Here is a 23,552-nt window from a genome sequence, read left to right as displayed (position 1 = left end):
TGGAGAAGCCGCGATGACGCCGCCCACTCCCCCCGCCGCCACCTGCGACGCCCCGGCCCGGCCCGGGCGCCGCCGCGATCCGAACCGCGATGGCGAGATCCTCACCGCCGCCCTCGACGTGCTCGCCGAGACCGGCTACGACGGCATGACCATCGACATGGTCGCCGCGCGTGCGAAGGCCGGCAAGGCCACCCTCTACCGCCGCTGGGAGTCGAAGGCCGAGCTCGTGCTCGAGGCCGTCGCCTGCCTGAAGGGCGCCGACATCGACCAGGACGCGCTCCCCGACACCGGCACCCTGCGCGGCGACCTGGTCGCCCTGATCCGCCCGCGCGCCATCGAGGACGCCGAGCGGAAGCTCCGGATCATGTCCGGCGTCGTCGCGATGATCTCGAAGGCGCCCGAGCTGGCCGACGCCGTCCGCCAGGCCATTGTGGAGCCGCGCGCCCGCGCCAACCGCACGCTCCTGCGCCGCGCCATCAACCGCGGCGAGATCCCGGCCGACGTCGACGTCGACATGCTCGCCGTCCTGACCCCCTCGATGGTCTCCTACCGCGTGCTGCTGATGCGCGAGCCCGTCGACCGCGACTACCTGATCTCCCTCGTCGACAACGTGCTCCTGCCTGCGGTCGGCCTGCGCGGCGGGGCCCCGCGGCCCGTGCTGATCGAGTAGCCCGCACAGCGGGCGCATCGAGATCCACCAGCGCCCGAAGGACGACCTTGTGGATCCCTGTCTTCACGGGGCCATGCATGCTGATCGAGTAGCCCGCACCGCGGGCGTATCGAGATCCACCAGCGCCGACGGACGGGCCTGCAGACCCTCCCTGCTGAGGACTGCGGGGCGCAACGCGCCCCTCCAGGGCTGTTCGACCAGCGCGAAGGGCCGGCCGCACCTCCTCTGCCGACAGGGTGCTTCTCCCAGCTGCGGGAAGCGCGCCGCGGAGCCGACACGGCGAAGGCCCGCACCCATGCGGGGGACGGGCCTTCGCACGCTCGTACAGCTACTCGCAGACCCTGCGATCGCCGTCCCGATCGAGGTCGAACACGTCCCCGTAGTCGAGGTAGTAGCGGTTGAACTCAGCCTGAGCGACAGCCGGGCTCGAGAAGTCGTCGCAGTCCTTGTCAGCGGCCGGCCGGGAGGGACGACTCGTGTTCGTCTGCCAGATCGCGCCTCCGCCTGCGCGGTAGATGACGAGATTGCCGTCGGTCTGCATCACCATGCGCGCACCCGGGTTGCCCGAGGTGCCCGACTGCCAGCGGGCGGAGCCGCCCGCGGAGTAGATCACCGCATTGCCGTCCGTCTGCATCACCAGGCGGTTGCCCGCTCCGGAGATCCCGGCCGCCCAGCGCAGGCGCGTCCCCGCGCCGTAGACCGCGAAGTTGCCGTCCGACTGCATCGCGGCGCGGAAGTCGCCGGCGACCAGGTTCTCGTTCCCGTACAGGGTGCTGCCGCCGTTCAGCTGGCTCTGCCCGTTCCCGGACGGCGGCGGGGTCGGGGCCGGCGGCGGGGTCGGCGCCGTGCTCGACCAGATCGCGCGGCTGCCCGAGTAGATCACCAGGTTGCCGTCGTCCTGCATGACCATGCGCGCGCCGGGGTTGCCCGCGGTGCTCGACTGCCAGAGGGAGCGGCTGCCCGAGTAGACGACCGCGTTGCCGTCGCCCTGCATCTCGAGGCGGTTTCCCGCACCCGAGGTCCCGGAGCTCCAGCGGGCCGAGCCGTCGCGGTAGACGACGAAGTTGCCGTCGCCCTGCATGACCGCGCGCGAGCGGGAGTCGCTCGAGGTGAGCTGCTCGCCGGAGCGCAGGGCCGCGCCACCGGCGAGGGTGTCGCCGGCGACGGCCGGCGGGGCGGCCTGACCGAACGACGCCCAGGCGGCCGAGCCGTCGGTGCGGTAGACGACGAGGTTGCCGTCGTTCTGCATCGCCAGCGAGGCACCGTCGTTGCCGGCGGTGCCGGACTGCCAGACGGGGCGGCCCGTGGTCGTGTAGACGACGAGGTTGCCGTCCGACTGCATCTCGATCCGGGAGCCGCTGCCGGCGGTCTCGGTGCTGAAGGTCGGGCGGCCCGAGCCGTCGTAGACGACCGCGTTGCCGTCGCCCTGCATCACGAAGCGGTAGCCGCCGTCGGGCGAGGTGATCTGCTGATCGGCGGTGAGCGCCGAGCCGGACTCGAGACGGTCGCCCGCGGCGAGGGTCGAGACCGCCTCGGCCGACGGGTCGGAGGCGTCGAGCGTCCGGACCACCGCGGACGAGAGCGCGGACGCGGTCGGAGCGAGCGCGGCGGCACCTCCCGTCGCGAGGAGGCACGTGAGCGTGAGCGCCGCGAAGCGGCGGGCGGTGGGCTGTGGCATGAGTGCCTTTCGCAGGGCGGAAGCAGAGGAGGCCCGCGCATCGTCGAGCGGGCCAGGCGGAGCCTCCCACGGCCCGACCACGGGCGTCCATCCCCCTGAGCAGAAATACCCGACAGGTGTCGCGCGTCCGGCCGCGTCACGGGAGCCCCCGCGAGTCTCCTAAAATCGGAGCCATGTCGAAGGTCTTGAACAGTCTGCCCGTGGGCGAGCGCGTCGGAATCGCATTCTCGGGAGGGCTCGACACATCGGTCGCGGTCGCCTGGATGCGCGAGAAGGGCGCGGTGCCCTGCACCTACACCGCCGACATCGGCCAGGCCGACGAGCCCGACATCGACAGCGTGCCCGCGCGCGCCGCGCAGTACGGCGCCGAGATCTCGCGCCTCGTCGACGCGAAGAGCGCCCTGGTCGAGGAGGGGCTCGTCGCGCTGCAGTGCGGCGCCTTCCACATCCGCTCCGGCGGCAAGACCTACTTCAACACCACTCCCCTGGGCCGCGCCGTCACCGGCACCCTGCTCGTCCGCGCCATGCGCGAGGACGGCGTCGACATCTGGGGCGACGGCTCCACCTACAAGGGCAACGACATCGAGCGGTTCTACCGCTACGGCCTGCTCGCCAACCCGCGCCTGCGCATCTACAAGCCCTGGCTCGACGTCCAGTTCGTCAACGAGCTCGGCGGCCGCACCGAGATGTCGGAGTGGCTCGTCGCCCGCGGCTTCCCCTACCGCGACGCCACCGAGAAGGCGTACAGCACCGACGCGAACATCTGGGGCGCCACCCACGAGGCCAAGCGCCTCGAGGAGCTCTCCAGCGGCATGGAGCTGGTCGAGCCGATCATGGGCGTCGCCGCCTGGCGCGAGGACGTCGAGATCGCCGCCGAGACGGTCAGCGTCCGCTTCGAGGCCGGCCGCCCGGTCGAGCTCAACGGCGTCGAGTACTCCGACCCGGTCGCCCTCGTCCTCGAGGCCAACGCGATCGGCGGCCGCCACGGCCTGGGCAACTCCGACCAGATCGAGAACCGCATCATCGAGGCGAAGAGCCGCGGCATCTACGAGGCGCCCGGCATGGCGCTGCTGCACCTGACCTACGAGCGCCTGCTCAACGCGATCCACAACGAGGACACCATCGCGCAGTACCACTCCGAGGGCCGCCGCCTCGGCCGCCTGATGTACGAGGGCCGCTGGCTCGACCCGCAGTCGCTGATGCTGCGCGAGTCCATCCAGCGCTGGGTCGGCTCCGCCGTCTCCGGCGAGGTCACCGTGCGCCTGCGCCGAGGCGACGACTACACGATCCTCGACACCACCGGCCCCGCCCTGAGCTACCACCCCGACAAGCTCTCGATGGAGCGCGTCGGCGACGCCGCCTTCGGCCCCGAGGACCGCATCGGCCAGCTGACCATGCGCAACCTCGACATCGCGGACTCCCGCTCGCGCCTCGAGCAGTACGCCGCCGCGGGCCTGGTCGGCGGCTCCACCGCCGAGCTGGTCGGCCACCTCGAGATCGGCGAGTCCGAGGCGATCACCGAGGGCAACGGCTCCGCCGCCGCCGACGCGCTCGGCCGCGCCACCGACCTCGCCTCCGAGGGCGCCGCCTTCGACGCCGGCACCGACTGACGCCCCCCTCCTGAGGGCCGGCGGAGACCCCTCCGCCGGCCCTCCGTCGTGCCGGGACTCCGCCCCACCACCTCCGGCACGCGAACCCACCCCCGGCACGCCGAATCCCCCGGATTCCCCGAGCCGAACGTGATTCCACGAGCCGAACCCGCCCGCCCCGCACCTCCGGCACGCGAAACCACCTCCGGCACGCCGAAGCGGCCCGATTCCGCGAGCCGAACGTCACTCCACGAGCCGAACCGTCCCGCCCGCCACCTCCGGCACGCCAAACGAGCCTCGGCACGCCGGGACAGCCCGATCCGCGAGCCGGCCGCACTTCCACGACCCGAACCCGCCGCCCCGCCACCTCCGGCACGCGAACCCACCCCCGGCACGCCGAAATCATCGGATTCCGCGAGCCGAACGTGATTCCACGAGCCGAACCCGCCGCCCCGCCACCTCCGGCACGCGAAACGACACTCGGCACGTCGGAACAGCCCGATCCCGCGAGCCAGACGCACTTCCACGAGCCGAACCCGCGGCGCCGACACCTCGGGCACGCGAACCCAACCCCGGCACGCCGAAGCCCTGAGATTCCACGAGCCGACCCTCGATCCACGAGCCGAAGGTCCCCACCGGCCACCTCCGGCACGCGGAACACCCCTCGGCACGCCGAATCGGCCCGTTCCCGCAAGCCGAACGCGGTTCCACGAGCCGAACATCCGCCCACGCCGCCCGATCCCTGGCGTTCCCCTCCGGCCCGAGCACACGGCCGCCGCCATCTCCTCCGAACGGAGGGGTGGTCGCGGTGCCTCGCCGCGGCTCCTGGCTCGGGCCTGGCGGGCGCGCCGCAGGCGCGCGGGAAGGAGCCGCGACGAGGTGCCGGGACCACCCCGTTCGCACCGACGAAGCGATGTCGCGAAGCGACAAGCACTCCAGCATTCAGCGCCCCGGGCCGTCAGTCCCCCCGCACCATCCCCAGCGCCGCTTCCGCTGTCGCCACCGACTGCCCCGGATCGACCCGCGTCAGAACCAGCGCCGTGACCAGCAGCGACACCAGCACCCCCGCCTGCCGCCCCGGGCCGTCAGTCCCCCCGCACCAGCCCGAGCGCCGACTCCGCTGTCGCCACCGCCTGCCCCGGATCGACCCGCGCCAGAACCAGCGCCGTCACCAGCAGCGACACCAGCACCCCCGCCTGCCGCCCCCGCCACTCGGCGGACTCCCCCGGCCACCGCGCCGCCGCCCCCGCGAGCATCGCCCGCTGCAGCTCCGCCCGGTACTCCGCGATCACCTCGCGCACCGCGTCGTCGCGCGCGATCGGCGCGCCCGCCGCATTGAGGAGGAGGCACCCGCTCTGCGCCGACACGGTCCGCGGATCCGCGAGCGCATCCCGCAGCCCCGAGAAGTAGTCCCCGAGGGCCGTCGGTGAGACGTCGACCCGGATGAGCGGTTCCAGCCGAGGCCGCACGATCTCGTCGAGGTAGCTCTGCACCGCCGCGTCGAAGAGCCCGCGCTTGCTGCCGAACGCGTGATAGAGGCTGGAGCGGCCGAGTCCGGTCGCCGCCTCGAGCTCGGGCAGCGACGCCTCCTCGAAGCCGCGGTCCCAGAAGACGGCGCGCGCCGACCGGACCACCTGGTCGGTGTCGAAGCTCTGCGTGCGTCCCACGGCGACTCCCTCTGCTGACTGCCGGAAAGAACCGGACTGTTGTGAACCGGTCGTTCCAGTATAGAGTGAGGCCGTTCGGTAGTGAACCGAGCGATACACAATCAGGAGGTCCCGTCGTGATCGTCATCGGACTCGTTCTCGCCGCCCTCGCGGCGCTGCTGCACGTCTACATCTTCGTGCTCGAGTCGCTGCTCTGGACGACCCCGCGCGCCCGCTCCACCTTCGGCACCACCGCAGGAGAGGCCGAGTCGACGAAGGAGCTCGCCTTCAACCAGGGCTTCTACAACCTGTTCCTCGCGATCGTGACGATCGTCGGCGTGATCGTGCTCGCCTCGGGCGCCACGGCCGTCGGCGCCGCCCTCGTCTTCACCGGCACCGGATCGATGGTCGCCGCAGCCCTCGTGCTGCTGCTCTCCTCCTCCGGCAAGCGGCGCGCGGCGCTCACGCAGATGGCACCCGGACTGCTCGCGGTCCTCGCGCTCGGCATCGGCCTCGCCGCCTCCTGATCCCCACCCCCACGACCCCTCGGAAGGCTCCATGACCACCGTCACCAGCACCCAGATCCAGCTCGTCCGCCGCCCCGTCGGCTGGCCCGTCGCCGAGGACTTCCGCACGGCGCAGGTCGAGTACGACGAACCCGCGGCCGGCGAGATCCGCGTCGAGAACGCCTTCCTCTCCGTCGACCCGTACATGCGCGGTCGGATGAACGACGTCAAGAGCTACACCCCGCCGTACGCGCTCGGCGAGACGATGACCGGCGGCGCGATCGGCCGCGTCACCGTGTCGGCCGACCCGGACTTCCCCGTCGGCGCCGTCGTGCTGCACCAGCTCGGCTGGCGCGACATCGTCCAGGCCGAGACCTCGGCGTTCCGCGTCGTTCCCGAGATCCCCGGCGCCCCGCTGTCGCTGCGACTCGGCGTCCTGGGCATGACCGGCCTCACCGCCTTCGTCGGCCTCACCACCATCGCGGGGCTGAAGGAGGGCGACACCGTCTTCGTCTCCGGCGCAGCGGGAGCCGTCGGCTCGGCCGCCGGCCAGATCGCGCGCCTGCTCGGCGCGAAGCGCGTCATCGGCTCCGCCGGCTCGGCCGAGAAGGTCGCGCTGCTGACGGAGAAGTACGGCTACGACGCCGCGTTCGACTACCACGCCGGTCCCGTCCGCGAGCAGCTCGCCGCGGCGGCGCCCGAGGGCATCGACGTGTACTTCGACAACGTCGGCGGCGACCACCTCGAGGCGGCGCTCGACGCGTTCAACGACGGCGGACGCGCGGCGCTCTGCGGCGCGATCGCCGGCTACAACAGCACCGAGAAGCCGGCCGGCCCCGACAACATGGCCAACGTCATCACCCGCGCGCTGACCCTGCGCGGCTTCACCCTGTCGGCGTACCTCGACCACGCCCCGGAGTTCAACCGCCTGATGGGCGGCTGGTTCCAGGAGGGGAGCATCGCCTACGACGAGACCGTCGTCGACGGCATCGACCACGCGGTCGACGCCTTCCTCTCGATGATGCGCGGCGGCAACACCGGCAAGATGATCGTCCGCCTCTAGGGCCTTCCCTGCTGGCCGAGGGGGTGCGCAGCGCCCCCTTACATGCTGGTCGAGTAGCCGCGCAGCGGCGTATCGAGACCCGCCCACCGGACGACGGCGGATCTCGATACGCCCTCTGCGAGGGCTACTCGATCAGCACGAGGGCAGCCCACTCCTAGCGCTACGCGATCAGCATGAGGCAGCCCTCTCCGAGCGCTACGCGATCAGCATGAGGGCAGCCCTCTCCGAGCGCTACGCGATCAGCAGGCCGTGCCCTCGCCGGTCAGCGCTTGACGGCGTCGATCTTCAGCATCTTGGCGATGACGGAGTCGAGCTCGGAGTCGTCGAAGATCTTCTTCCAGTCGTCCTTGATGAGCGCCTCGCGGCCGTAGCCCATGGCGATGTGGCACGCCTCGGAGAACGGGTTCGAGCCACGCAGGCCGTTCGTCAGTGCGATCCAGGTGTGGCCGTAGAGCATCGCGCGGGCCGCCTCGTAGGGCACGCCGACGCCGTTGACGGTCTCGTCCAGCGCCTCCTTGAGGAACTCGCCGACCATGCAGGCGATGGTCTCGACCAGGGTCGGCTCGAGCACGGCGAGCTGCTTGACGGTCACCCAGTGCACGGCGATGACGGGCGCGTAGATGGTCGAGATGACCTTCTCCGCGATCGCCCGCACATCGTCGTCCGCGTCCTCGAGGGCCGCGACGACCTCCTGCGGCGCCGCGATGCCGCCGAATGTGTCGGCCCACTCCTCAGGAGTGGTGCGCTCGAGGAACACCGACGGGTGGCACGGGTGCGCCACGGCGTAGTGGATGTCCTCGCGCTTCGCCAGCAGCCCCGCGTAGGCGGCGGCCGGGTCGAGGGTGAGGATGATCGCGCCGGACTTCATCTGCGGGATCACGTCCTCCGAGACCGCGCCGAGCACGACGTCGGGGACGGCGAGGATGACCACGTCGGCGTCCTTCACGGCGTCGGGCGTCGCGGTGATCTCGCGGCCCGCCTCGCGGGTGCGCTCCTGACCGGCGGGCGAGGCCTCGCTGTAGAGGGCGTTGTACTCGGACTTCTGCAGGTTGTTCGAGACCCGCATGCCCATCTTGCCGCCGGCGCCGATGACGGCGACGGTGAGAGCGGAGGCGGCGGTGCCCGGGGCGGTGGTGGCGGTGGTGTCGGTCATGAGTTCCTTCTCCTGAGCTGGTCGAGGGTGGTGCGGGTCCACTCGGCTTCGAGCCGGGTGGTGACGAGCGCCTGCTCCGCGGCGGGGACGGTGTCCTGCCAGGGGAGCCAGAACTCGATGATCTGGGTGATGCCGTGCTCGGCGGGCCGGAGCAGCGCGAGCATGCCGTCGTAGTCGAGGCGGCCGTCGCCGAGCGCCGTGCCGGTGTAGACGAAGCCGACCCAGCCGGGATTGCGGCTGAAGTCGAAGTCCTTCACGTGCCAGTTCGCGACGTACGGTGCGCAACGCGCGGTGACGTCCGTCGGCAGCTCGAGATTCGCGACGGTGTTCGCCGGGTCGAGGCAGATCCGGATCCGCGGGTGATCGAGCGTCGCGATCACGTCGACGAGGTCGGCGGTGCTCACCTGCTCGTAGGTCTCCAGGGCCAGCGTGACGCCGGCCTCCTCCAGCTCGGGCGCGATCTCGCGCAGGCGCCGCAGCGTCTCCGCGCGGTCCGGCCGGTCCTCCCCCGACGTCCACATGCTGCGCAGCAGCACGACGTCGAGCGCGCGGGCGAGGCGGAGCCAGCGGCGCAGGTGCACGGGATCGGTGCCGCGGGTGCCGAGCTCGAGCCCGACCCCCTCGGCGTCCGCGACCGCGCGCAGCGAGGCGAGCCGCTCCTCCGAGTACTCCTCGAGCGCCGGCACGTCGCAGAGCTGCAGCAGGTCGACGCCGAGCGCGGCGGTCTCGCGGACCATGTCCTCGACGCCGAGCGGCTCGGGAACGCGGTCGGAGGAGCGCCAGAAGAAGGCGTAGCTGCTGAGGCCGATGCGGCTCACTGGCGGGCCTCCGAGCGGGAGCGCACGAGGGCGAGCGCCTCGTCGAGAATCGCGCCGACCGCCTCGGGGTCGTGCGCGAAGCGGCCGAGGAACAGCCCGGGCACGCGGCCCTCGAGCGCGGTCAGCAGGCCGGGTCCGGCGCTGCCGCCGTAGATGACGCGGCTGCCGGCGCGGCCGGGGAGCTCCGCGAGGGCCGCCTCGAGCGCGATGACGACGCCGGCGATGAAGGCCGGCTCGGCGGGCTCCGGGGCGCCGATCGCCCAGACCGGCTCGTAGGCGGCGAGGATCGGGCCGACGGCGCCGGCCGCGTCCGCGTCCGCGAGGGCGGAGCCGATCTGCGCGAGCACGAGCTCGACGGCGTCCTCGACGGAGCCGCGCTCGGTCTCGCCGACGCAGAGCAGCGGGACGAGGTCGTTGCGGAACGCCGCCGCGACCTTCGCGCGCACGCGCTCGTCGTCGTCGCCGAAGAGCGCGCGCCGCTCGGCGTGGCCGATCTCGACCAGCCGGCAGCCGACCTCGCGCAGCTCCGCTCCGCTGACCTCGCCGGTGAATGCTCCCGCGTCCTCCCAGAACAGGTCCTGGGCGCCGAGCGCGACGCCGGCCTCCGCCGCGAGGGCGCCGACCGGCACCAGCGCGGGGAAGGTCGGCACCACGAACAGCTCGACGGCTCCGGAGGCGGTCGCCTCGTGCGTCCGCGCGATCTCGGCGATGCGCCGCATCCACTCGAGCGTCCGCGCGTGACCGAAGTACATCTTGAGGCTCACGCCGACGGTGAACGCCGGGGCGTCCCCGGCGGCGCGGCTCAGCACGAGCCGACCGTGGCGGCGTCGTCGGCGACCGGGTTGCCGGCCTCGTACGCCTCGATCACGCGCACCTTCTCCGCGGAGGCGGAGGACGTGTCGAACTCGTAGCCGAGCCACTCCTTCGCGAGGCGGCGGGCCAGCTCGATGCCGACGACGCGCTGGCCCATGCAGAGCACCTGCGCGTCGTTGGAGAGGATCGAGCGCTCGACCGAGAACGAGTCATGCGCGGTGACGGCGCGGATGCCGGCCACCTTGTTGGCGGCGATCGCGACGCCGAGTCCGGTGCCGCAGATCAGGATCGCGCGGTCGGCCTCGCCGCGGGCGACCATCTCGGCGGCGGCGATGGCGACGCTCGGGTAGGGCGTGTGCGACGAGCCGTCCACGCCGACGTCGACGACGGACGCGACGCGGGAGTCCTTCTCCAGGTCGGCCTTGACGATCTCCTTGTAGTCGAGACCGGCGTCGTCGGAGCCGACGACGAGGCGGAAGGGTGCGCTCATGGGTGTTCTCTCCTTGCTGGAAGCGGATTCGGGGACGGTGTCGACGCTACGCGCCGCTGCCGACAGAGCCGGGGGTCGCGGAGCCGGAGGTGCCCGAGCGCAGCACCGCGCCGATCGCGGTGACGATCAGCCCGAGCGAGTGGGCACCCGCATCGGGCGTGCCGAGGCTCTTCTCGGCGTGCGGCCGGGCGCGGCCCATCCTCGGCAGCAGCTGCGCGGTCGCCGCGGCGGCGGCGGCGCAGGCCTCGGCGGCCCGGGTCCAGGCCGCGGGCAGCTCCTCCCCCGCGGCGACGGCCTCGGCGAGGACGTCGGCGAAGGGCACGAGGGAGTCGACCATCGTCTTGTCCCCGGGCGTCGCGCCGAAGCGGAGGATCGCGGCGCGGGCGCCGTCGACCCCCTCGACCACCGCGGCGGCCGTGGGCGCGGCGGTGTCGCCGAGCGCCGAGCCGACCGCGGCGAGCGCGGCGCCCCAGAGCGCTCCGGAGGTGCCGCCGGCCCGGTCGGACCAGGCGTCGCCGGCATGGGCGAGCACGGTCCCCGCCCCGGCACCGGCCTCGAGTGCGGCCCGGGCGGCGGAGACCGCCGCGTGCACGCCGCGCTGCATGCCGATGCCGTGGTCGCCGTCGCCGGCGACCGCGTCGATCCTCCCGAGCTCGTCGGCGTTCTCGTCGATCGTGGACTGCGTCGCCTCGAGCGCCGCGAGTACGGTGCGGGCGGCGTCGCGGGAGTCGTCGCTCGCCTCGCCGATGACGACCGCGGCCGTCTCCTGCTCGGTCACCGCGGCCTGCTCGGCGGGACGGACCGAGCCCTTGCGGTAGGCGGGCGCCTCGGCCGGCGCGGCCCAGAGCCGCTCCAGCTCGTCGTCCACCCAGAAGAAGGTGAGCGAGACCCCGGCCATGTCGAAGCTGGTGACGAGCTCGCCGACCTCGGGCTCGAGCACCTCGAGGCCGCGCTCGCGCAGGCGCCGCTCGACGCCGGCGTAGACGACGAACAGCTCCTCGTACTTCACCGAGCCGAGCCCGTTCAGCACGACGACGAGGCGCGAGCCCTCGGCCGCGTCGACGCCGTCGGGCACCTCGGCGAGCAGGGACGAGACCAGCAGCTCGGCGAGACCGTCGGCCGTCGGCACGTCGTCCTCGCGGATCCCCGGCTCGCCGTGGATGCCCATGCCGACCGCCATCCGCCCCTCCGGCACGGTGAACAGCGGCTCGGACGCCCCGGGCAGCGAGCAGCCGGAGAAGGCCACGCCGAAGGAGCGGGTGCGCTCGTTGGCGAGGCGGGCGATGCGCTCGACCTCGTCCAGCGATGCGCCCTCCTCCGCGGCGGCGCCCGCGACCTTGAAGACCGTCAGATCGCCGGCGATCCCGCGGCGCTTGTGCTTCTCGGCGACGCTCGCGCTCGAGACGTCGTCCGTCACCGTGACGGTGCGGACGTCGATCCCCTCGTCGCGCAGGCGCCGCTCGGCCGCGTCGAAGTTCAGCACGTCGCCCGCGTAGTTGCCGTAGCTCAGCAGCACGCCGCCGCCGTGCTCGGCCGCCGCGGCGACCGAGTGCACCTGCTGCGCGGACGGCGAGGCGAAGAGGTTCCCCATCGCCGCGCCGTGCGCGAGACCCTGCCCGACGAGCCCGCCGAACGCCGGGTAGTGGCCGGAGCCGCCGCCCACCACGAGGGCGACCGAGCCGGGCGCGCTCACGGTCGAGCGCACCACGCCGCCCTGCACCCGCCGCACGAAGCGGCGGTTCGCGGCGACGAAGCCGTCGATCATCTCGTCGGCGAAGTCGGACGGGTCGTTGTAGAGCCGGGTCATCAGGAGTCCTGTTCGAGGAGAGGCGTCGGGCGGTCGGCGAGTCGTGCGGGTGCTCAGTGCGCGATCACGTCGACGCTGGGGGCGTCGAGCGGTGCGTCCTTGTAGCGGCGCGCCAGCAGGGACATCAGCACGGCCGAGAGCAGCAGGAAGAAGCCGACGATGAACATCGGGACCTCGTAGCCGCCGGTCGCATCCTTCAGGGCGCCCGTGATGTACGGGGCCGAGAAGCCGGCCAGGTTGCCGACCGTGTTGATCAGCGCGATGCCCGCGGCGGCCGCCGCACCGGTGAGGAACCGGGTCGGGAAGGTCCAGAAGTTGGGCAGCGCCGAGAAGATCGCCATCGCGGTGACGGTGATCACGGCGATCGTGGCCGCCGGGGAGCCGGCGAAGAGCGCGAGCGGGATGGACAGGCCACCGGCGATCGCGGGGATCACGATGTGCCAGGTGCGGACGCCGCGGCGGGTCGCGTCGCGCGACCAGAGGTAGAGGGCGATGGCCGCGGGCACGTAGGGGATCGCGGTGATCAGGCCCTTCTCGAAGATGCCGAAGGTGGTGCCGTACTGCTCCTGGAAGCCCTCGATGATCGTGGGCAGGAAGAAGGCGAGGGCGTAGAGGCCGTAGATGAAGCCGAAGTAGACGAAGCTCAGCATCCAGACGCGGCCGCTCGTGAAGGCGGAGGACATCTTGGGGTGCGTGGTGACGCCCTTGGTCTTCACGTCCTCCTCGCGCTTGAGCGCGGTGGTGAGCCAGACCTGCTCCTCGCGGGTCAGCCACTTCGCGTCGGAGGGCTTGTCCTTGAGGTAGAACCAGGCGATGACGCCGATGACGATCGCGGGCAGCGAGACGCCGAGGAACATGAAGCGCCAGCCCTCGAGGCCGAGGATGCCGTCCTGCTCGATCAGCAGCCCCGCGAGCGGAGCGCCGATGACCGTGGTGAGCGGCTGCGCCAGGTAGAAGAGCGCGAGGATCTTCGAGCGGTGCTTGGCCGGAACCCAGAGGCTGAGGAAGAGGATCGCGCCGGGGAAGAAGCCCGCCTCGGCGACACCGAGCAGGAAGCGCAGGGCGACGAGCTGCTCGAAGTTCTGCACCCAGGTGAAGAGCAGCGCGACGATGCCCCAGCTGACCATGATGCGGGCGAGCCAGCGGCGAGCGCCGAAGCGGTGCAGCGCGAGGTTGCTCGGCACCTCCAGCAGGATGTAGCCGATGAAGAAGACGCCCGAGGCGAAGCCGAACTGGGCCGCCGAGAGGGCGAGGTCGGCCTCCATGCCGTTCGGCGCGGCGAAGCCGATGGCCGTGCGGTCGAGATAGTTGATGAAGAACATCAGGGCGACGAACGGCACGAGCCGGATCGACACCTTCCTGATGGCGCTCTTCTCGACGGCGGCGTCCGCTGTCGCGGTTCCGCCTGTGCGGGAGGGAAGGTCCACGTCGATCTCCTGATCCGTGTCAACGACTGTGTTGGGTGGTGCGGGGTGGGGCTCGGGCCGCCTTCGGGGGAATTGGCTGACCGGTTGACCAATTAGAGGATGCCGTGCCGGGACGCCGGTTGTCAACCGGTTCTGCGGTCGCGTCGCTGCGGGTGGGGTGTCGGCGCGGTTGCTACGGTCGGAGCATGCCGGCGTACCCCGAAGACGACCCGTCCCTCGTGCGCCTGGAGCTGCAGGTCCTCCCCCGCGGCACCGCCGTCGCCGAGGTGGCCAAGCAGCTCACCTCGCTGCTCACCCGCGGCGATCTCGTGCCCGGCTCCCGCCTCCCGCCCGAGCGCCAGCTCGCCGAGAGCCTCGGCGTCGGCCGGTCGGCGGTGCGGGAGGCACTCGCGGCGCTGGAGATCCTCGGCATCGTCACGGTGCGGCCCGGCTCCGGCACCTACCTGCGCGACAGCACCTCCGAGCTTCTGCCGACCACGCTGAGCTGGGGCCTGATGCTCTCCGCGGGGCGCACGGCCGAGCTGATCGAGGTGCGCGGCACCCTGGAGGTGCAGGCCGCGATGCTGGCAGCGCTCCGGATCGACGAGGAGGGCCTCGAGCGCCTGCGCGCGCACCTGGCGGCGATGGAGTCGCATCTCGACGACATCGCGGCGTTCGTCGAGGCCGACGTGCGCTTCCACCTGCAGATCGCGGTCAGCGCCGAGAACGTGGTGCTGCGCGATCTGCTGCAGACCATCCGCTCGCTGCTGCGACTCTGGGTCGAGCGCGCGCTCAGCAGCCCCGAGCAGGCCCTCGACGCCTTCACCGAGCACCGCGCCGTGCTCGAGGCGATCGAGGCGCGCGACCCGTCCGCCGCCGCGCGGGCGATGGAGGCGCACATGAGCACCGCGTCCCGGCGCCTGGCGGACACCGGGAGCTGATCGCGGGCCGCCGATCCGGGGCTGCAGATCGTGGGCCGTCGATCGCGGGCTGCCGGTCCGGGGCCGCCGATCGCGCCCCGCGGTGGCAGACTCGGCCCATGAGCGTCCTCCTACGCCGCGGTGCCGCGGCGGCCCTGACCCTCGCCACGGTCGGCCTCCTCGTCACCGGCTGCGCGGGGCGCGCCGACATCGCCTCCTCCACCTCGCCGCTGCCGCGGCCGAGCGCGACAGCCACGGTCACGCCTACTGCCTCGCCCACCGCGACGGCGTCGGCACCCGCCTCGATCGTCCCGACCGCGGAGCCGACCGCCGCGCCGACGGCGGCACCCGAGACTCCCGCCCCGCTGCCGACCGCGTCCCAGCAGCCGGCACCCGCGCCTGCGCCTGAGCCCTCGACCGTCCGCTGCGTCGGGAGCGACCTCTCGCTCGAGTACCGCGCCGACCCCGACGCGTCCGGCGCGGGCAGCAGCGCCTTCGACCTGATCTTCACGAACACGACCGACCGGACCTGCACGCTCGCCGGCATCCCCGGGGTCTACGCCGCGGGGGCCGACGGCAGCCGCCTCGGCGCGGTCGCCTCCGCCGACGGCCCGAACCCGGCCGGCCTGCTCGCCCTCGCTCCGGCGGCACAGGCGGACGTCCGGGTCGCCTGGCACTCCCCCGGTGCCTTCGGCTGCCCGGCCGCGACGTCGACCTTCCTGGTGGCCGAGGTGATCGACGCGGCCGATGCCGCCGTCCGCGCGCCCGCCGCGATCGAGGTCTGCACCGACAGCACCGTGTACCTGGACGCCTCGACCTACACGCTGCTCGGCTAGGTCCTGCGCCGGTCCCCCGAGGACCGCGCCCAGGTGGTGGAATGGACGAGGACAAGGAGAACCCATGCTCATCCCCCTGCACGACACCGGCGCCCGCGCCCGGTCCACCCGCCTGCCCTCCGTGCCGGCCACCCGCTCCGGCGATCACTCGCCGCTGTCGTCGACAGTCGCCGTCTGATGGCCGAGGAGCGCGCGATCCTCGCCGGCGGCTGCTTCTGGGGCCTGCAGGAGTTGATCCGGGATCTCCCGGGCGTCTTCGAGACCCGTGCCGGCTACGCCGGCGGGACCACCCCGAACGCCACCTACCGCCACCACGGCGACCACGCCGAGGCCGTGGAGATCGAGTTCGACCCCGAGCAGACCTCGTACCGCGATCTGCTCGAGTTCTTCTTCCAGGCGCACGATCCGACCACCCGGAACCGGCAGGGCAACGACATCGGCACGGGCTACCGCTCCGTGATCGTCGCCCTCTCGCCCGAGCAGGAGCGCGTCGCCCGCGAGACGATCGCCGAGATCGACGCCTCCGGCCGCTGGCCGGGCCCGGTCGTCACCGAGATCCAGCCGGCCGGCGAGTTCTGGGACGCGGAGGAGGAGCACCAGGACTACCTCCGGAAGCACCCCGGCGGCTACACCTGCCACTGGGTGCGCCCGGGCTGGACCCTCGACGCCTGAGCGGCGGACCGCTTCCGGCGGCACCCGGGCAGCGGATCGGGGCCGACGCCCTGATCGCGACCCGGGTGCCGGCGGCGGCGCTCACGTCCCGCGGAGGGCCGCGATCGGCTCGATGCGGGACGCGCGCCGCGCCGGCACGCTGCCCGCGAGCAGTCCGATCAGCGCGCCGAGGAGTGCGCCGCCGAACGCCACCCCGGGGTCGAGCACCGGGGTCCACTGGTGCGCGAGCGAGACCGCGAGCACCGCGAGGACGCCGGTCGCCGCACCGAGCAGACCGCCGAGGAGGCCGATCACGGCCGACTCGACGATGAACTGCTGCGCGATCCTGCGTCGTGTGGCGCCGAGGGCACGGCGCAGGCCGATCTCGCCGACGCGCTCCATCACCGACAGCGTGGTGACGTTAGCGATGCCGACGCCGCCCGCGAGGAGCACCACCACCGAGAGGATCAGGAACACCAGGTCCACGTCGGCGCGGACGTCGCCGGCCAGCTCGGACCGGCCGCCTGGCGCGGAGACGGAGACGGAGTCGGGTGCGTCCGGGGCGAGGGTCAGCGGTGCCTGCGCCGCGACCTGCGGGCCGGCGCCGATGTCGATGCGCGCCTGGAGGTCCCCCGGCGTCGCGAGCGCGAAGTCGGCTCGCGCGGTGCCGGTGGGGAGGACGACCGCGTCGAGCAGCTCGGCGCGGGCGTGGACGTCGGCGAAGATCCCGAGGACCGAGTAGGCGACCCCGTCGATCAGGATCGACGGCCGGGAGTCGACGCGCTCGACACCGAGCCGCTCCGCCGCGCGGCTGCCGAGGACGACGACGCGATCGGCGCGCGCGTCGTGTCCGGAGTCGAACATCCGCCCGGTGGTCACGTCGCCCTCGAGGGTGCCGAGGAGATCGGCGGAGGCGGCGAACACCCGCGGCGGGGCGGCGGCGGGCGCCGAGGGATCGTTGACCGGGACGGCGGTGACGCTCGCGCCCTCGCGGAGGGACACCTCGCCGACGAGAGCCGCCTGCTCGACACCGGCGAGCCGGAGCACCCGGTCGACGGCGTCCCAGGGCAGGCGCCCGGTGGCGACGCTGTCGCCGGAGGAGTCCTTCGCCTCGGCCGGCTGCACGACGACCTGGGTGGCGGCGAACGCGTCGAACCGGCGGGCGAGCTGATCGGCGGTCGTCTGGGCGAAGCCGATCGTGGCGACGAGGGCGCCGATGCCGAGCACCGTGCCGAGCAGGGTCATCACCAGCCGGGCCGGCCGCGTGCCGATGTCGGAGGTGGCCTCGGCGAGCAGGTCGGCGGCGGTGAAGCGGTCCGCGCGACGGACGGGCCGCAGCAGCGCGGACGCGGCGGCCGAGCGCGGTCGCCGGCGCCCGAGCCGCCGGCGCAGCGCCGCGAGTGCCGGGCTCATGCGGTCACCTCCTGCATCCGTCCGTCGGCGATGCGGAGGCACCGGCGCGCCCGCCGGGCGACGGCGAGGTCGTGGGTGATGACGACCAGGGTGAGTCCGGTGTCCGTCAGCTCCTCGAAGAGCCGCATGACGTCCGCCGTCGTCGAGCCGTCCAGATTGCCGGTGGGCTCATCGGCGAGGAGGAGGCTCGGGCGGGCGACCACGGCGCGCGCCACGGCGACGCGCTGGCGCTCGCCTCCCGAGAGCGTGGTCGGCAGGAAGCCGAGCCGGTGCCCGAGGCCGACCCGGAGCAGGGCGTCGCGGGCGCGCGCCTCGCGGTCGGCGCGCGGCGTCCCGCTGTAGAGCATCGGCAGCATCACGTTCTCGAGCACCGTGCGCCGCGGCAGCAGGTGGAAGGACTGGAACACGAAGCCGATGCGCTGCGCCCGCACGGCGGCCCGGGTGTCCTCGTCGAGCGCCCCGGTGAGCGCGCCGTCGAGCCGGTACTCGCCGACGCTCGGCCGGTCGAGCAGCCCGAGGATGTTCAGCATCGTCGACTTGCCCGAGCCGCTGGGGCCGACGATCGAGACGTAGTCCCCCTCGTCGATCCGGAGGCTGACGCCCTTGAGCGCCTGCACCTCGGGCGGACCCGGGAACGAGCGGGTGACGTCCCGCAGCTCGACCAGCGGAGCGGTCACCGTCCGACCACGACCAGGTCGCCCTCGTCGAGCGTCCCGTCCACCGGCGACACCTCGACCGCGCCCTTCGCGGCGAGTCCGGTGGTGACGACGACGAGCCGGGTGGCGGCGCCCGGGTCGCGCGGATCGCCGTCGACGACCTCGACCCGGCTCTCGCCGCCGGAGCCGGCGGACAGCGCGGCGACCGGGACCGAGAGCACGGCGCCCTCGGTCGCTCCGACCGCGACCGTGACCTTGACGTTGGTGTCGCGCAGCTGCTCGATCTGCTCGGGCGAGAGCGGATCGGGGGTGAGCGTCACCGTCCAGCGCCCCTTGCCGTCCTTCGCGGGATCGACACCCGACACCGTGGCGCCGTGCGACGAACGGTCGGGAAGTTCGAACGAGGCCTTCTGCCCGACCGAGAGCAGCCGCGCGTCGGCCTCGGCGGCGGAGCCGGAGAGCTCGACCTGCGCGCCGGAGACCGTCATCGCCGCCCCGGACAGCACGCTGCCGCGCTTGGCGGTGACGGCGTCCACCCGCCGCGGGAGCGAGGTGAGGAACAGCACCTCGCCTGCGGGGAGCGCCGGGAGGACGGACTGGCGGGCGCGGGTGAGGTCCTCCTGGGCCTGCGTCACCTGGGACTGCGCCGACTCGACGGCGCCGCGCTGGGCGCCGGTGTCGGTGCTCGCGCCCAGCTGGGCTCGCCGGAGCTCGGCGAGGCCGAGCGCGTCGTCGAGGTCCGCGATGCGGAGGCCGTCCGGCGGCTCGGCCGCGCGGGCGGCCTCCAGTTCGCGCCGTGCGCTCGCGACCGCGTTGTCCGCCCCGCGGACCTCGACGGGCGAGGAGCCGGCCCGAGCGGCGTCGAACTCCTTCTGCGCGGCGACGAGCCCCTGCTCGGCCGAGCGCAGCGTCTCCTGGGCGGCGCGGACGACGTCCTCGCCGTCCTCCTGCGTCGCGGGCGGCGCGTAGCCTGCCTGGGCGTAGAGCTCGGTGACCGCGTTCGCGGCCGTCTCGTCGAAGACGCCGTCGGCCGGATCGCCGGCATCGATCCCGAGGCCGCGCAGCGCCGTCTTGAACTGCACCACGTCCGGTCCGGACACCCCGAACCGCAGGGTCCGGTAGGCCGGCAGGTCGCCGGGGAGGACGATGACGGGGCGACCCGCGATCTCCAGGGCGATCGACAGCGGCGACAGTTCGGCACCGGCCGCCGGGACCTGACCGGTCACCACCGCCGCGCCCTGGATCCCGGTCGTGTCGATGGTCACCTCGACGGCGTCCGCGTAGCGCACCTCGCCGCGGAGGGTCACGTCGTTGCTCAGCTCGCCGGACTCGACCGGCGCGGTGATCAGGCCGGGGGCGGGTGGTTCCGCGTTCGCGGCGGCCTCGGCGGGCGACACCACGAACCTCCCGACGAGCAGGCCCGCGACGAGGCTCACCAGCGCGGCGGCGGCCACGATCCAGAGGACGCGGTTGCGCGAGACGACGGCGGCGAGCGCGGCGAAGCGGCCGCGGCGTCGCGGAGCCTGGGAGCCGTCGTCGGGGGGCTCGGTGACCGCGAGGAGGTCAAGCGGATCGGTCGGCGTCGGATCGGAGGTCGTTCGACCGGTCGGCTCCGAGTCGGGCGGCGTCGGATCGCCGGAGCCCGGGCGGCGGGGAACGCGCATCTACTCGCCCTGCTCGGCATCGGCCTTCAGCGCGTCGAGCTCGGCGCGGTGGTCGTCGATGAACCGCTGCTCCAGCGCGTCCTGGACCTTCTTGTGCACCGCGGTGTAGTCGGTCTTCTCCCGGCAGTCCAGATCGGCGAGGGCGAGCTCGATCTCCTCGTCCTTCACCGCGACGAGCTTCGGGTCGGTCGGCTCGACCACCTGGTCGCCGGCCGCGTCGTAGACCGCCGTCAGCTTGTCGCTGATCGAGTTCACGGCGTCGTAGGGGGTGGCGAAACCGGGGTAGCCCGCGTCGCTCAGGCAGGAGGACCACGCCGCATCGAGATCCGCCAGCTCGGGGACCGACTGCAGATCGGTGTAGAACTCGTTCAGCGCGTCCATCACCGGCTTGTGCTTCTCCGCCGACGCCGGATCCTCCCCCTCGAGCTCGTGCTGGGCGGCGCCGAATCAGCCCGCCGTCGTCCAGTCGTACTCGTACGATCCGTCCTCGGAGGCCGCGGCGTCCTCCGGCTCCGCCGGGCCGTGGAGCGCCTCGGAGTAGGCCGCCTTCTCGGACTCCGAGAGGCTGTCGTAGTACTCGGAGTTGGCGTCGACGTACTCGTCCTCCGGCTCGGCCGAGTCGTAGCGACCGGGAGAGTCGACGACGCCGTAGCCGTACTGCGCGACCCATTCGCGATCGTCCGGCTTGTAGGCGTCGGCGTCGGACGACGAGAACGACGCCGACTGCACGCTCGGGGTGTAGTCGAAGCCGGACTCCTGCATGCACGTCGCGACGAGCTCCTCGCGCTTGCGGTCCTGCTCCTTGTACTTCTCCTCCTGCTCCTCCGGCGAGAGGTCCCCGCCGGAGAGCGCACCGAGGTAGTCGATCAGCGGAGAGGTCGGCTCGGCGGTCTTCGCGTCCTCGGCGGGGGCGGAGCAGCCGGAGAGCGCCAGCACGCCGGACAGCGCCAGAGCGGACAGTGCCAGTGCGGAGCGTGCGGTGGTCAGGTGGGCGCGGCGTCGATGCTTCACGGAGGTCCCTCTCGTTCAGGGGCGCGCGGCGCGGGCGGGGGTCCCGCGCTCGCGCGCCGCCGACGACGATACCGACGGATCCTCACCACCGTGTGGTCGTGGCGGGCTCTGGCGTCGCACGTCGGTCGACGCGCCGCAGGACGCCCGCGTCGAGCGGTTCCTGCGGCGCGGGACGTCGCTTCGCGGACGCGGCTACGGCGTCAGCAGCACCCGCGCGGCTCCGCCCGGTTCGAGCACGAACGGCTCGCCGTCCGCTCCTCCGGCCGCCTCCCAGCGCTCGATCCCCGTCGGATCGATCGCCACCGCGACGCCGCTCGGGTTGCCGAGCAGCACCACCCGGCCGTCCGCGGCGACGCCTCCGAGCGCGACGAGCCCCGGCGCGTCCACGTCCAGACGAGGTGACCCGGTGAGGGCTGCCGCCCACTGCAGCACCGTGCCGGCAGCCGTGACGCCGGCCTCCGCGGTGACACCGCGCGGTCCCCACTGCTCGAAGTAAGCGAGCGAGGCGACGCCCGGTTGCGCGAGCGCGTCGAGGCTGCCGACGACCCAGGCCGCGAGCGCGGGCGCGTGCTGGCGCGCGTCGTCCGCACCCGGGACGATCTGCGGACCGTAGCCGGACCGGTCGACGTCGACGGCGCCGGGGTCGAACGGCGAGGTCGACACCGCGTTCATCCGCGCACCGAGCGTGACCGGACCGATGTGCAGGCGGCGGCCCTGCGCGAGCGCCGTCGCGTCCCGCACCACCGTGCGCTGCACGGCGAGGGACTCGACGAGCTGGTGCCCCGAGCGGTCGTGCATGAAGGGAGTGATGCTGAAGGCGAGCGCCGCGTCCACGTTCGCGAGGGCGTCCGCGCCGCGGTTGAGCTCGGTGAAGTGCGAGCGGACGCCGCCGACGACCTCGGCGCCGCGCTCGGCCGCCGCCCGGCGCGCCGCCTCGAGCAGCTCGGGTGTGCTGCGGTGGCCCCGGGCGGCGAAGACGCCGAGGCGGGCGAGCGGCGCGTCGCCGAGCTCGTCGAGGACCGCGCGGACGTCCTCCGGGCCTGACGCGACGATGCGCAGATCGACAGGGCGTCCGTCGGCGTCCTCGAGCGCGCGCCGCAGCGCGCGACGCCAGCCCGCCCAGCGCACGTCGCACTCGACCAGCAGATCGAGCGCCGGTCGCACGTCCGGCCGGAGGTCCGTCGGCGCGCTCGCGGCGGAGGTGCGGATCTCGGGGAGCGGGTGCCCGGCGCTCCCGGTCCGCAGGACGGAGGGGGACGCGGGCGATTCCCGCGTGACGGTCGGCGGAGTGCCGCCGCAGTCGATCCGCAGGCTCTGCCGGACGATCTCCCCCGCGGCGACCGGCACCGGGAACGGCAGGCTCAGCGGCGTCGAGTAGGTCTTGAACGATGCGTCTGTCCAGTTGCGCTGATCCTCCGTCTCGAACACGTCGCCCTCCAGGGTCAGCTCGACCGGGACGCCGTCGGCGGTCCAGGCGAGACCGGCGAGGTCCTGCACGGGCTGATGGGGCGCGATCCGCTCGGGGAAGGCGAGGCGGTCGGCGGTGCCGTCCGGGTGGCGCGCCTCGACGGCCGCTCCAGCGCTCTCCGTGCCGTGCAGCACGATCAGCCCCATCCGGTTGCGGAGGAAGGGCGTGCTCGCGCGTGCCTCGAGTGCGATCGTGAGCGAGTCGCCGGAGAAGTCGGTGCGCAGGGTCCAGGTGACGCGTGCTTCCCCCTGAGCGCTCTCGCCCTCGACCATGAGGGTGCCGTTCTCGACCTCGAGGGCCGCGCGGACGGTCGCGAAGGTCCCCCAGTCCTCGTCGCGGACGACGAAGCGGACCCCGCGGAGGATCCGCGCCGTGCCGAACCGGAGGTCGTCGAGCCGGCCGTCCGAGAACCGCAGCGACCACGGGCCGCAGCGGACCGTCCGCTCGTCGCGCTCGGCGGTCTGCAGGAGCCCGGCCGGGACCGTCGGCGCGGCCGGCCGGATCTCGATCGCGGGCACGATCAGAGGGTGGTCATGCCGCCGTCGACGCGGAAGAGCGCGCCGGTGGCGTAGCTCGACTCGTCGCTGGCGAGGTAGACCATGATGCCCTCGACGTCCGCCGCGGAGCCGGGTCGGCCGAGCGGGATCCGCGAGGTGATCGCGGCGCGGGCCTCGGCGTCGCCCGAGATCGCGGTCACCAGCGGGGTCTCGGTGTAGCCGGGGACGACCGTGTTCACGCGGATCCCCTCGCCCGCGTACGCGGCGGCGACGGTGCGGGCGAGGCCGTGCATGCCGGCCTTCGAGCTGCTGTAGGCGGTGAAGTCCTGGCCCTCGCCGTTGAGCCCGGTCGGGCTGCCGGTGAGGACGATGGAGCCGCCGCGGCCTCGCATCGCACGGACGGCGTGCTTGACCGTCAGGAAGGTGCCGGTGAGGTTGATGTCGATCGTGCGGCGCCAGACCTCGAGGTCGAGGTCGGCGATCTTCGCGTCCTGCCCGAACAGCTGCACGCCGGCGTTCGCGACGACCACGTCGACCGCGAAGCCGTCCGCCGCGAGGCGGGCGAAGGCCTGCTCGACGCTGCTCTCGTCCGAGACGTCGAGCTGGACGGCGACGGAGTCCGGGAAGGCGGCCGCGGCGTCCTCCGCGGCAGCGAGGTCGCGATCGGTGAAGGCGACCCGGGCGCCCTCGCGCGCGAAGCGCTCCGCCACGGCCCGGCCGATGCCGGAGCCGGCTCCGGTGACGAGTGCGGTCTTGCCAGTGAGGCGTCCGGTCATGCGTGCTCTCCTTCGAGTCGA

General features: G+C 73.2%; 22 protein-coding genes. 7 read left to right on the top strand and 15 right to left on the bottom strand.

Annotated features, from left to right (window positions below):
* Positions 1-13: 13 nt before the first annotated feature.
* On the top strand, positions 14-670 hold the full coding sequence (locus EDF36_RS10235) for a TetR/AcrR family transcriptional regulator (RefSeq protein WP_123732947.1): 657 nt from the start codon (positions 14-16) through the stop codon (positions 668-670).
* Positions 671-998: 328 nt separating this feature from the next.
* Here EDF36_RS10235 and EDF36_RS10230 read toward each other — a convergent pair whose 3' ends face one another.
* A complete protein-coding gene (locus EDF36_RS10230) occupies positions 999-2,348 on the bottom strand; it encodes a hypothetical protein (protein ID WP_123732946.1) in 1,350 nt (449 codons plus the stop codon).
* Positions 2,349-2,521: 173 nt separating this feature from the next.
* On the opposite strand from EDF36_RS10230, the gene argG reads away from it, so the two are divergent.
* Positions 2,522-3,958 carry an argininosuccinate synthase gene (gene argG, locus EDF36_RS10225; RefSeq protein WP_123732945.1) on the top strand — a complete coding sequence of 479 codons (1,437 nt, stop codon included), beginning with the start codon at positions 2,522-2,524 and terminating at the stop codon, positions 3,956-3,958.
* A gap of 1,064 nt (positions 3,959-5,022) precedes the next feature.
* Here argG and EDF36_RS10220 read toward each other — a convergent pair.
* Positions 5,023-5,604: a TetR/AcrR family transcriptional regulator gene (locus EDF36_RS10220; RefSeq protein WP_123732944.1), complete on the bottom strand. Its 582-nt coding sequence runs from the start codon at positions 5,602-5,604 to the stop codon at positions 5,023-5,025.
* Positions 5,605-5,720: 116 nt separating this feature from the next.
* On the opposite strand from EDF36_RS10220, the gene EDF36_RS10215 reads away from it, so the two are divergent.
* Positions 5,721-6,110, top strand: coding sequence for a DUF1304 domain-containing protein (locus EDF36_RS10215; protein WP_123732943.1), 390 nt, complete (start codon positions 5,721-5,723; stop codon positions 6,108-6,110).
* Between the two features lie 31 nt (positions 6,111-6,141).
* Positions 6,142-7,152: an NADP-dependent oxidoreductase gene (locus tag EDF36_RS10210; protein ID WP_123732942.1), complete on the top strand. Its 1,011-nt coding sequence runs from the start codon at positions 6,142-6,144 to the stop codon at positions 7,150-7,152.
* 262 nt (positions 7,153-7,414) lie between these two features.
* On the opposite strand, the gene EDF36_RS10205 is transcribed toward EDF36_RS10210, so the two are convergent.
* From EDF36_RS10205 to EDF36_RS10180, 6 genes are read right to left on the bottom strand one after another with little or no spacing between them, the layout of a single operon-like run.
* Positions 7,415-8,305, bottom strand: coding sequence for a phosphogluconate dehydrogenase C-terminal domain-containing protein (locus EDF36_RS10205; RefSeq protein ID WP_123732941.1), 891 nt, complete (start codon positions 8,303-8,305; stop codon positions 7,415-7,417).
* The gene (locus EDF36_RS10200; protein ID WP_260300668.1) at positions 8,302-9,123 is read right to left on the bottom strand and encodes a sugar phosphate isomerase/epimerase; all 822 of its coding nucleotides are present in this window, start codon (positions 9,121-9,123) and stop codon (positions 8,302-8,304) included. Before EDF36_RS10200 ends, EDF36_RS10205 begins: the two co-directional genes overlap by 4 nt.
* The gene (locus EDF36_RS10195; RefSeq protein WP_260300667.1) at positions 9,120-9,932 is read right to left on the bottom strand and encodes a triose-phosphate isomerase family protein; all 813 of its coding nucleotides are present in this window, start codon (positions 9,930-9,932) and stop codon (positions 9,120-9,122) included. The genes EDF36_RS10200 and EDF36_RS10195 overlap by 4 nt, the downstream gene beginning before the upstream one ends.
* On the bottom strand, positions 9,926-10,426 hold the full coding sequence (locus EDF36_RS10190; RefSeq protein WP_123732940.1) for a ribose-5-phosphate isomerase: 501 nt from the start codon (positions 10,424-10,426) through the stop codon (positions 9,926-9,928). Before EDF36_RS10190 ends, EDF36_RS10195 begins: the two co-directional genes overlap by 7 nt.
* Positions 10,427-10,472: 46 nt before the next feature.
* Complete coding sequence (locus tag EDF36_RS10185) at positions 10,473-12,233, bottom strand: dihydroxyacetone kinase family protein (RefSeq protein ID WP_123732939.1); 1,761 nt, start codon at positions 12,231-12,233, stop codon at positions 10,473-10,475.
* A 53-nt stretch (positions 12,234-12,286) separates the two neighbouring features.
* Positions 12,287-13,555 (bottom strand): MFS transporter, encoded by a 1,269-nt coding sequence (locus tag EDF36_RS10180; protein ID WP_221181652.1) that lies wholly within the window; start codon positions 13,553-13,555, stop codon positions 12,287-12,289.
* A 290-nt stretch (positions 13,556-13,845) separates the two neighbouring features.
* Between EDF36_RS10180 and EDF36_RS10175 the strand changes: the two genes are divergently transcribed.
* The 3 genes from EDF36_RS10175 (at position 13,846) to msrA (ending at position 16,067) form a co-directional block, all read left to right on the top strand.
* The gene (locus EDF36_RS10175; protein WP_123446065.1) at positions 13,846-14,580 is read left to right on the top strand and encodes a FadR/GntR family transcriptional regulator; all 735 of its coding nucleotides are present in this window, start codon (positions 13,846-13,848) and stop codon (positions 14,578-14,580) included.
* A gap of 98 nt (positions 14,581-14,678) precedes the next feature.
* Positions 14,679-15,395, top strand: a complete 717-nt coding sequence (locus EDF36_RS10170) for a DUF4232 domain-containing protein (RefSeq protein ID WP_123732937.1) — start codon at positions 14,679-14,681, stop codon at positions 15,393-15,395.
* A gap of 177 nt (positions 15,396-15,572) precedes the next feature.
* Complete coding sequence (msrA, locus tag EDF36_RS10165) at positions 15,573-16,067, top strand: peptide-methionine (S)-S-oxide reductase MsrA (RefSeq protein ID WP_123732936.1); 495 nt, start codon at positions 15,573-15,575, stop codon at positions 16,065-16,067.
* A gap of 81 nt (positions 16,068-16,148) precedes the next feature.
* Here the strand turns inward: msrA and EDF36_RS10160 are convergent, their stop codons facing one another.
* The 7 genes from EDF36_RS10160 to EDF36_RS10130 form a co-directional block, all read right to left on the bottom strand.
* Complete coding sequence (locus tag EDF36_RS10160) at positions 16,149-17,459, bottom strand: ABC transporter permease (RefSeq protein WP_123732935.1); 1,311 nt, start codon at positions 17,457-17,459, stop codon at positions 16,149-16,151.
* Positions 17,456-18,136 (bottom strand): ABC transporter ATP-binding protein, encoded by a 681-nt coding sequence (locus tag EDF36_RS10155; RefSeq protein WP_123732934.1) that lies wholly within the window; start codon positions 18,134-18,136, stop codon positions 17,456-17,458. Before EDF36_RS10155 ends, EDF36_RS10160 begins: the two co-directional genes overlap by 4 nt.
* Positions 18,133-19,779, bottom strand: coding sequence for a TolC family protein (locus EDF36_RS10150; RefSeq protein WP_185020442.1), 1,647 nt, complete (start codon positions 19,777-19,779; stop codon positions 18,133-18,135). Before EDF36_RS10150 ends, EDF36_RS10155 begins: the two co-directional genes overlap by 4 nt.
* Complete coding sequence (locus tag EDF36_RS10145) at positions 19,780-20,160, bottom strand: hypothetical protein (protein ID WP_123732933.1); 381 nt, start codon at positions 20,158-20,160, stop codon at positions 19,780-19,782. It abuts the gene before it with no gap.
* A 66-nt stretch (positions 20,161-20,226) separates the two neighbouring features.
* Positions 20,227-20,790, bottom strand: coding sequence for a hypothetical protein (locus tag EDF36_RS10140; RefSeq protein WP_123732932.1), 564 nt, complete (start codon positions 20,788-20,790; stop codon positions 20,227-20,229).
* Positions 20,791-20,982: 192 nt separating this feature from the next.
* Positions 20,983-22,776, bottom strand: coding sequence for a hypothetical protein (locus tag EDF36_RS10135; protein WP_123732931.1), 1,794 nt, complete (start codon positions 22,774-22,776; stop codon positions 20,983-20,985).
* 2 nt (positions 22,777-22,778) lie between these two features.
* Entirely contained in the window at positions 22,779-23,531 is a 753-nt protein-coding gene (locus EDF36_RS10130) for an SDR family NAD(P)-dependent oxidoreductase (RefSeq protein ID WP_123732930.1), read from the bottom strand.
* Between the last annotated feature and the right edge of the window lie 21 nt (positions 23,532-23,552).

The organism is Rathayibacter sp. PhB152 (assembly GCF_003751395.1).
Classification (GTDB): Bacteria; Actinomycetota; Actinomycetes; order Actinomycetales; family Microbacteriaceae; genus Rathayibacter; species Rathayibacter festucae.
Note: the sequence above shows the minus strand (reverse complement) of the source record. Positions and strands in the feature narration are given on the sequence as shown.